This window comes from Thauera sp. SWB20 (assembly GCF_000831325.1).
Classification (GTDB): Bacteria; Pseudomonadota; Gammaproteobacteria; order Burkholderiales; family Rhodocyclaceae; genus Thauera; species Thauera aminoaromatica.
On record NZ_JTDM01000006.1, the window covers coordinates 21839 to 31090 of the forward strand.

Genomic DNA, 9252 nt, shown 5'->3' on the forward strand with positions numbered 1-9252 from the left:
GCCGGGGCGCGCGGGCTCACTGTCCGGCGCCCTCGATCCGCGGACGGAAGATGCGCGCGGTGCGCACCATGCGGTCCTGGGTCTGCACGACCTCGATCGGGGTATCGGCGATCTTCATCGACACCCCGGTCTCCGGGATGTCCTGCAGGTGTTCGAGGATCAGACCGTTGAGCGTCTTCGGACCATCGATCGGGAGTGCGAGCTCGAGCCGGCGGTTGAGCTCGCGCAGGTTGGACGTGCCATCGACCAGCACGCTGCCGTCTTCGCCCCAGTGCATGCGGTCGCCCACGTCCGGGGTGCTGGTGGTGAACTTGCCGATGAGTTCCTCGATGATGTCCTCGAGGGTGATCAGGCCGAGGATCTCGCCGTATTCGTCCACCACGAAGCCTAGACGCTGCTGGTTCTCCTGGAAGAACTGGATCTGCGAGTAGAGCGGCGTGTCGGCCGGCACGAAATAGGGGCAGGCCAGGAGGTCGCGGATGCGGTCCACGCTGAAAATTTCCTCCAGCGTGTTGCCGAGCAGCTTGCGCTGGTGCAGCACGCCGATCACGTGCTCGCTGTCGCCGTCGTAGACCGCCAGCCGGGTGTGGAAGCTGGTGGCGATCTGGCGGCGGACGATGTCCTCGGGGTCGGACAGGTCGATGCTCTCGATCGCTCCGCGCGGCGTCATCACGTCCTCGACCGTGATGCTCTCGAGGTCGAAGAGGTTGAGCAGCATGCTGCGGTGCTTGTGCGGGATGTACTGGCCCGACTCGATCACCATCGCGCGCAACTCTTCGACGGAGAGCGCCGAGCTCGTCTCCTCCTTCGGCTGCAGACGCATCAGGTTCAGCAGCCCGCGCGAGAACAGGTTGATGAACCATACCGCGAAATACGACGCGCGCAGCAGGCCGGTGAGTGGGTAGGCCACGAAGGGGGCGAGACGATCGGCGTGGTTGGCGCCGACGACCTTGGGCGTGATCTCGGAGAACACCAGGATCGCGAAGGTGGCGAGCAGGGTCGCCACGCCGAGGATCCAGCTCTCGTTGCCGAAGAGCTCGAGCGTGATCACGCTGACCAGGGTGGCGGCGCCCGTGTTGACCAGGTTGTTGAACAGCAGGATGACGCCGAGCAGCCGGTCCGTGCGGGCGAGCAGGTCGAGGGCCAGGGTGGCGCCCCGGCTGCCCTGATTGGCGAGGGAGCGCAGGCGGTAGCGGTTGGCCGCCATCATCACCGTCTCCGACATCGAGAAGCATGCCGACAGGGTCAGCAGGACGACGAGGGCGACGATCTGAAGCGTCAGGGTGAGGTCCGTCACGAGGGGCGGTGGAAAGGAAAGGGGCCCCGAGTATTGGAGCCCCTCGTGACGGTGTCAATGCACGCGGACTTCGGCGGGCGGACTCAGGTGCGATGCAGCACGACTTCGATGACGAAGCGGCTGCCCACGTAGGCGAGCATCAGCGCGACGAAGCCGGCCAGGGTCCAGCGCAGCGCCAGCCGGCCGCGCCAGCCCCACAGGCGGCGGCCCACCAGCAGGCCGCCGAAGAGGAACCAGGAGACGAAGGCGAACACCGTCTTGTGGTCGACCCGGAAGGCCTGGCCGAACAGGCTCTCGGAGAACAGCACGCCGCTCGCCAGCGTCAGCGTGAGCAGCACGAAGGCGATGGAAATCAGCCGGAACAGCAACGCCTCCATGGTGAGCAGGGGCGGCAGGCCGGAGAGCAGGCGGCTGAAGCGTGCGTTGTGGAGCTGGCGCCCGGCCACCGACATCAGCATCGCGTGCAGGGCGGCCAGGGTGAACAGGCTGTAGGCGAGCATGGCCACGACGAAGTGGGCGCGGAAGGCCGGCGAGGTGGCGTTGGCGAGCACGTGGTCGCCCGGGAACAGCATCGGCACCAGGCTGCCGATCGCACCTGCGGGCATCACCGCCGCGTGCAGGCCGTCGAGCCGGGTGTAGAGGGTCTCGACCCAGTAGAAGCACACCGCCAGCCAGACCATCAGCGAGACCGCGACGCCGAAGCCGAAGCGCATCTCGCTGCCGGGGAAGATCGCCAGGTGCAGCGCCGCGCCGTGCGCGACGATGGCGCCCAGCAGCAGCAGGCGCTCGCGCGTGCTCATGCACTCCCGGCGCGGCTCCAGCGCGGAACCGCGCGTCATGCAGGTGCGCCAGAAGAACACGCCCAGACCGGCGTAAAGCGAGGCGGGGAGGAGATGAAGTAGAATTGTGCGCATACGTAGCCGCAGTTTACTCCAAGTCACGCGCCCAAGGCCTGCCCCAACATGCTCGACAATCTGACCCAACGCCTGTCCAAGGTCGTCAAGACCCTCCGCGGCCAGGCCCGCCTGACGGAAGAAAACATCCAGGAGGCGATGCGCGAGGTGCGCATGGCCCTGCTCGAGGCCGACGTCGCGCTGCCGGTGGTCAAGGACTTCGTCGCCAAGGTCAGGGAGAAGGCGGTCGGGCAGGAGGTCATCGGCTCGCTGACGCCCGGCCAGGCCCTGGTCGGCGTGGTGCACGACGAGCTCAAGGCGCTGATGGGCGGCGCCCACGAGGGTCTGGACCTGTCCACCCAGCCGCCCGCGGTGGTGCTGATGGCCGGCCTGCAGGGCGCGGGCAAGACCACCACCACCGGCAAGCTCGCCAAGCTGCTGCACGAGCAGCACAAGAAGAAGGTGCTGGTGGTCTCCACCGACGTCTATCGCCCGGCGGCGATCGAGCAGCTGAAGACGGTGGCAGCGCAGGCCGGGGTGGGCTTCTTCCCCTCCGAGACCGCGCAGAAGCCGGTCGACATCGCGCTCGCCGCGCTCGACTACGCGCGCAAGCACCACATGGACGTGCTGCTGGTCGACACCGCCGGCCGGCTCGCGGTGGACGAGGCCATGATGGCCGAGATCCAGGTCCTGCACGCCGCAGTCAAGCCGATCGAGACCTTGTTCGTGGTCGACGCGATGCTCGGTCAGGATGCGGTGAACACCGCGCGCGCCTTCAACGAGGCGCTGCCGCTCACCGGCATCGTGCTGACCAAGCTGGACGGCGACTCGCGCGGCGGCGCGGCGCTGTCGGTGCGCCACGTCACCGGCAAGCCGCTCAAGTTCGCCGGCGTGGGCGAGAAACTCTCCGGGCTGGAGCCCTTCCACCCCGACCGCATGGCCAGCCGCATCCTCGGCATGGGCGACATCCTCGGCCTCGTCGAGGATGCGCGCCGCGGCGTGGACGAGGAGAAGGCCAAGGCCTTCGCGCAGAAGCTCAAGACCGGCAAGGGCTTCGATCTCGACGACTTCAAGGAGCAGATCGCCCAGATGCGCAAGATGGGCGGGCTATCCTCGATGATGGACAAGCTGCCGGCACAGTTCGCCCAGGCGGCGGGCAAGCTGCAGGGCGGGGCCGAGGAAAAGGCGATCTCGCGCATCGAGGGCATCATCAACTCGATGACCCCGCTCGAGCGCGCCAAGCCCGAGATCCTCAAGGCCAGCCGCAAGCGCCGCATCGCCGCGGGCGCCGGGGTGACGGTGCAGGAGGTCAATCGTCTGCTCAACCAGTTCGAGCAGACGCAGAAGGTCATGAAGCAGTTCTCCAAGGGGGGCATGAGCAAGATGATGCGAGCGATGAAGGGCATGATGCCGGGCGGCCTGCCGGGCATGCCGCGCTGAGGGGGGGGGCGGACGCATGAAGGACATCCTCGTCGCCTTCGGGCGCGCCGGTCGCAGCCTCGGGCGGCGCGACATGTTCTGGCACCTGCTGTGGCCCGGCCTGCTCGCGGTGGTGATCTGGGCCGGCGTGGCCTTCTACGCGTGGACGCCGGTCACCGAGTGGCTCTATGCCGCGGTGAGCGGGTGGTCCTTCGTCGGCGGATGGCTGTCGGCCTCGGAGACCACCGCGGCGATCGTGCTGGTGCTGATCCAGATCGCCACCGCGCTGCTGGTGGTCCCGCTGGTGTACGTCACCGCCGCGATGCTGGTGGCGACGGTGGCCCTGCCGCTGATGCTCGAGCGCGTCGCGCGCACCGACTACGCCGACCTCGAGCAGCGTCGCGGCGGCTCCAACCTGGGCAGCGCGATGAACTCCATCGTCGCCGGCGTGCTGTTCCTGCTCGCGCTGGTGCTGTCGTTGCCGCTGTGGCTGATTCCGGGCGCCGGCCTGCTGATCTCGGTCACCCTCACCGGCTGGCTGAACCAGCGCGCCTTCGGCTACGACGCGCTGATGTACCACGCCGACAAGGGCGAACTGCAGCGCCTGCGCGACGCTTGGCGGCCGCAGATGCTCCTCCTCGGCGGCGGCACGGCCCTGCTCGCGTATGTCCCGGTGATCAACCTGGTGGCGCCCGCCTTCGCCGGCCTCGCCTTCGTCCATTACATGCTCGAAACCCTGCGCCGGCATCGCATCCAGCACGGCATCACCGTGCTCGACGCAGAGCCGGGTGCCGACCTGCGGAAGCTGAGATGAATTTCGGTGCACTGATCATCGGCGACGAGATCCTTTCCGGCCGTCGCAGCGACAAACACCTCGCCAAGCTGATCGAACTGCTCGGTGCGCGCGGGCTCAAGCTGTCGTGGGCGCGCTACGTCGGCGACGACTTCGCGCGCCTTGCCGGGACGCTGCGCGAGACCTTCGCCACCGGTGACGTGGTGTTCAGCTTCGGTGGCATCGGCGCCACCCCCGACGACCGTACGCGCGAGGCCGCGGGCGCCGCGCTCGGACTGGAACTCGCCCTGCACCCCGAGGCGGAGGCCGAGATCCGTGCCCGCTTCGGTGCCGAGATCACCCCCGAGCGCCTGCAGATGGGCGTGTATCCGGTGGGCAGCGAGATCATCCCCAACAGTTTCAACCGCATCCCCGGCTTCTCGATCCGCCAGCACTACTTCACCCCGGGCTTTCCGGTGATGGCCTGGCCGATGGTGGAGTGGGTGCTCGACACCAAGTACGCCCACCTGCACCACGCCGAAGACTACGTCGAGCAGGCGGTGACGGTGTGGGATGCCTACGAGGGCCAGCTGATCGGCCTGATGCGTCAGGTCACCGCCGACTTCCCCGACACCACCCTGTTCAGCCTGCCCACGATCGCCGCCGAGGGCCAGCGGCGTTCGCTCGAACTCGGCATGAAAGGCACGGCGGCGCGCGTCGCGGCGGCGATGGCGGTGATCAAGGCCGATCTCTCCGCACGCGGGCTGGAGTGGGAAGACAAGGCTTGAGCGCTCGGGCGGCGGCCTCGGAAGAGCCGCACAGCGTGCTCGTCGAGGGCACCCGTGTCGATCTGGTGCTGCGGCGCTCGGCGCGGCGCTCGTTCGCGCTCCAGGTGGACCACCGCGGCGCGCGCGTGTCGGTGCCACTGCGCACCCCGCTCGGCGAGGTCGAGCGTTTCGTGCATAGCCACGGTGCCTGGCTGCTCGACCGTCTGCGGGCGCGGGCGCAGGCGCCGCAGGCGCTGCCGCTGGAGGTGGCGGAGGGCGTATGCCTGCCGCTCTTCGGGCGTGTCCTGGTGCTGCGCCGGGTGTCGGCGCGCGCGGCGCGCTGGCGGGGCCTGGCGGATGGACGGGAGGAACTCCTGCTGCCCGCGGGCGTCGATCCGCAGCGGGCGCTGGTGCGCGCGCTGCGCGCGCGCGCACTGGCCTGGTACCGCGGGCGGGCGGAGGAGTACTGCCACCGTCTCGGCGTTGCGGTTCCGCCGGTGAGCTTGTCGAGCGCGGCCACGCGCTGGGGTAGCTGCAGCACCCGCTCGGGGATCCGGCTGCACTGGCGGCTGATCCATCTCGAGCCGGCGCTGATCGACTACGTGGTCGCCCACGAGGTCGCGCACCTGGCCGAGATGAATCACTCGCCGCGCTTCTGGGCGGTCGTCGAGCGTCTGTACCCGGACTGGCGTGCCGCGCGCGCCGCGCTGCGCAGCGCGGCGGCGACGCTGCCGGTGATCGCGACCGCCGCCGCCGACCGCGGCGCCTTCACCCGCGAAGATTGAAACCACCACGATACAGGAAGACACCCCATGCGAATCCTTCACACCATGCTGCGCGTCGGCGATCTCGAGCGCTCGCTCGCCTTCTACACCGAGGTGCTGGGCATGCGCCTGCTGCGCCGCCAGGACTATCCGGACGGCAAGTTCACCCTCGCCTTCGTCGGCTACCAGGACGAGGCTCACGGAGCGGTGCTGGAGCTGACCCACAACTGGGGCGTGGACAAGTACGAACTCGGCACCGCATACGGCCACATCGCCCTAGAGGTCGCGGACGCGAAGAAGGCCTGCGACGACATCCGCGCGCGCGGCGGCAAGGTGGTGCGCGAGGCGGGACCGATGAAGCACGGCACCACCGTGATCGCCTTTGTCGAGGATCCTGACGGCTACAAGGTCGAACTGATCGAGCGCAAGGGCTGACGCAGGCGCCCCCGGGGGTGGGGGGCGCAGGCCTCAGCAGGGGGGCGAGACGGGCGGCTCCGGGGCGTGCTCGTCTTGGTAGCGCGACTGCACGGCGAGCACGTCCTCCCAGGTGTGGAAGAGCGCGTCGACACAGGTCGGGTCGAAGTGGGTGCCGCGCCGCTCGCGCAGCAGCGCGATCGCCCGCGACATCGGCCATGCCGGCTTGTAGGGCCGTGCGGAGGTGAGCGCATCGAACACGTCGGCGACCGCGACGATGCGGCCCTCCATCGGGATCGACTGGCCGGAGAGTCCCTGCGGGTAGCCGCTGCCGTCGAACTTCTCGTGGTGGGTGAGGGCGATGGTTGCGCCCAGGCGCAGGATGCTGGATGACGAACCCTTGAGGATGTCGTGGCCGATCTGCGGGTGGCGCTTCATCACCGCGAACTCGTCCGCAGTCAGTCGGCCGGGCTTGAGCAGGATGGTATCGGGGATGCCGAGCTTGCCCACGTCGTGCATCGGTGCGGCCATCAGCAGGGTCTCGGCGAAGGTGTCTCCCAGGCCCAGGCGGCGGGCGATCAGGGCCGAATAGTGCGACATGCGCTGGATGTGGGCGCCGGTCTCGGGATCGCGGAACTCGGCCGCACGCGACAGCCGGGTGATGGTCTCGCGCTCGCGGTCGAGGATGTCGGCGGTCGCCCGGCGCACCTCGGCGGCGAGGGTCTCGGCGCGGTGCTCGTTGGCGAGGTGGGCCTGGCGCAGCTTGAGCATGTTGCGCACGCGCGCTTCAAACTCGCGCGCATCGACCGGCTTGGTGAGGAAGTCGCTCGCGCCGCAGTCGAGTGCCGCGTAGCGCACGTCGCGCTCGTGGCTGGCGGTGACCATCAGGATGGGCAGGTCGTCGCGGTCGCGGCAGGCGCGGATGCGGCGGATGAATTCCAGCCCGTCCATCTCGGGCATCATGTAGTCGACGATGATGAGGTCGGGCGCATTGGCGAGGCACCACTCGAGCGCGGCGGTGGGGCGCTCGAAGTTGTGTGCACGCGCATCTTGCATGCGGTCGACGAGCTTGCCGATCAGGAACAGGTTGAGCTGCGTGTCGTAGACCACCGCGACCTGCATCGGACGGTCGAGTGGGAATCTCATCGGATGAGTATCGGAGGCCTTGGGCCTCGCACCGAGGAACTATTGCGCGGACGGCATCGCATCCGCGCATCCTCGGTTCAGTCGGGCAGGGCGATGCGGCCTTCGGTGCTGAACTGGTAGTCCTTGAACACGTGCTCGGCGGACAGGATGCGGTAGTCGCCGCCGTCCTCGCGCACGGTGGTGTCCTTGAGCCGGTAGGTGTAGTGGCCGCAGGTCCAGCAGTCGAAGTTGCGCATGTGCGTGCACAGGCAGGTCTTGTCGAAGACCTTGACCTTCTTCGCCTCGGGGTGCGCGGCAACCTCGCGGTTATAGGCCTCGATGTACTGGCAGTTGCCGCTGGAGTCGAGCAGGTAGCCGTAGGCCTCGCAGTTGGGGCGGATGCCGCTGCCGATCGCCGGGCTGCTCTTCAGCATGCGCATCGGGTAGCCGGTGGGCGAGATCTGGTTGACCTCGATCTCGTCTTCCTCGGCCTTGAAATAGTCCTGCAGCTTGCCCGCCGCCTGGGCGAACTGTGCCGGCAGCTTGTCCATCATCGAGGATAGCCCGCCCATCTTGCGCATCTGGGCGATCTGCTCCTTGAAGTCGTCGAGATCGAAGCCCTTGCCGGTCTTGAGCTTCTGCGCGAAGGCCTTGGCCTTCTCCTCGTCCACGCCGCGGCGCGCATCCTCGACGAGGCCGAGGATGTCGCCCATGCCGAGGATGCGGCTGGCCATGCGGTCGGGGTGGAAGGGCTCCAGCCCGGAGAGTTTCTCGCCCACGCCGGCGAACTTGAGCGGCTTGCCGGTGACGTGGCGCACCGACAGCGCCGCGCCGCCGCGCGAGTCGCCGTCCAGCTTGGTCAGCACGATGCCGGTGAGCGGCAGCGCCTCGTTGAAGGCGCGCGCGGTGTTCACCGCATCCTGACCGAGCATCGCGTCGACCACGAACAAGGTCTCGATCGGCTTGACTGCGGCGTGCAGGACCTGGATCTCGGCCATCATGGCCTCGTCCACCGCGAGCCGGCCGGCGGTGTCGACCAGCAGCACGTCCATGTGGTGCTTGCGCGCGTAGTCGAGCGCGGCGAGCGCGATGTCGACCGGCTTCTGCGCGGTCTCGGAGGGGAAGAAGCCCACCCCGGCCTGCGCTGCCACCGTCTTCAGCTGCTCGATCGCCGCCGGGCGATAGACGTCGGTGGAGACCACCAGCACCTTCTTCTTGTGCTGCTCGTGCAGCAGCTTGGCGAGCTTGCCGGTGGTGGTGGTCTTGCCCGCGCCCTGCAGGCCGGCCATCAGCACCACCGCGGGCGGCTGGGTGGACAGGTCCAGACCCTCGTGGGCGCCGCCCATCAGCGCCTTGAGCTCGTCGTGCACCACGCCGACCAGGGCCTGGCCGGGCGTCAGCGAGCCGATGACCTCCTGCCCGACCGCCTTCTCCCTGACCTTGGCGACGAAGTCCTTGACCATCGGCAGCGCGACGTCGGCCTCGAGCAGGGCCATGCGCACCTCGCGCATCGCCTCCTGGATGTTTTCTTCCGTCAGGCGGGCCTGGCCGCGGAGGGTCTTGACGACCTTGGACAGGCGTTGGGTCAGATTGTCGAGCATGTTGGGGCAGGCCTTGGGCGCGTGACTTGGAGTAAACTGCGGCTACGTATGCGCACAATTCTACTTCATCTCCTCCCCGCCTCGCTTTACGCCGGTCTGGGCGTGTTCTTCTGGCGCACCTGCATGACGCGCGGTTCCGCGCTGGAGCCGCGCCGGGAGTGCATGAGCACGCGCGAGCGCCTGCTGCTGCTGGGCGCCAT

Annotated in this window: 9 protein-coding genes; 5 read left to right on the plus strand and 4 right to left on the minus strand. The window is 68.5% G+C overall.

Annotation, left to right across the window (positions count from 1 at the left end; all coding sequences use genetic code 11):
- Window positions 1–16: 16 nt before the first annotated feature.
- Window positions 17–1297 (minus strand): HlyC/CorC family transporter, encoded by a 1281-nt coding sequence (locus tag PO78_RS00825; RefSeq protein ID WP_043741421.1) that lies wholly within the window; start codon window positions 1295–1297, stop codon window positions 17–19.
- A gap of 83 nt (window positions 1298–1380) precedes the next feature.
- Window positions 1381–2211 (minus strand): cytochrome C assembly family protein, encoded by an 831-nt coding sequence (locus PO78_RS00830; RefSeq protein ID WP_012584904.1) that lies wholly within the window; start codon window positions 2209–2211, stop codon window positions 1381–1383.
- A 48-nt stretch (window positions 2212–2259) separates the two neighbouring features.
- Between PO78_RS00830 and ffh (PO78_RS00835) the strand changes: the two genes are divergently transcribed.
- Genes ffh (PO78_RS00835) through gloA form a run of 5 tightly spaced genes read left to right on the plus strand, consistent with a single transcriptional unit; the run spans window position 2260 to window position 6347 of the window.
- Window positions 2260–3630: a signal recognition particle protein gene (gene ffh / locus PO78_RS00835; RefSeq protein WP_004302452.1), complete on the plus strand. Its 1371-nt coding sequence runs from the start codon at window positions 2260–2262 to the stop codon at window positions 3628–3630.
- A 16-nt stretch (window positions 3631–3646) separates the two neighbouring features.
- On the plus strand, window positions 3647–4423 hold the full coding sequence (locus PO78_RS00840; protein WP_004302451.1) for an EI24 domain-containing protein: 777 nt from the start codon (window positions 3647–3649) through the stop codon (window positions 4421–4423).
- The gene (locus PO78_RS00845) at window positions 4420–5169 is read left to right on the plus strand and encodes a competence/damage-inducible protein A (protein WP_004302449.1); all 750 of its coding nucleotides are present in this window, start codon (window positions 4420–4422) and stop codon (window positions 5167–5169) included. The genes PO78_RS00840 and PO78_RS00845 overlap by 4 nt, the downstream gene beginning before the upstream one ends.
- A complete protein-coding gene (locus tag PO78_RS00850) occupies window positions 5166–5933 on the plus strand; it encodes a M48 family metallopeptidase (protein ID WP_004302447.1) in 768 nt (255 codons plus the stop codon). The genes PO78_RS00845 and PO78_RS00850 overlap by 4 nt, the downstream gene beginning before the upstream one ends.
- A gap of 27 nt (window positions 5934–5960) precedes the next feature.
- Window positions 5961–6347, plus strand: a complete 387-nt coding sequence (gene gloA, locus PO78_RS00855) for a lactoylglutathione lyase (RefSeq protein ID WP_043741425.1) — start codon at window positions 5961–5963, stop codon at window positions 6345–6347.
- Window positions 6348–6380: 33 nt separating this feature from the next.
- Here the strand turns inward: gloA and PO78_RS00860 are convergent, their stop codons facing one another.
- Window positions 6381–7472 carry an HD domain-containing phosphohydrolase gene (locus PO78_RS00860; protein WP_082047666.1) on the minus strand — a complete coding sequence of 364 codons (1092 nt, stop codon included), beginning with the start codon at window positions 7470–7472 and terminating at the stop codon, window positions 6381–6383.
- 77 nt (window positions 7473–7549) lie between these two features.
- Window positions 7550–9052, minus strand: coding sequence for a signal recognition particle protein (ffh, locus tag PO78_RS00865; protein ID WP_231570579.1), 1503 nt, complete (start codon window positions 9050–9052; stop codon window positions 7550–7552).
- Window positions 9053–9252: the final 200 nt, after the last annotated feature.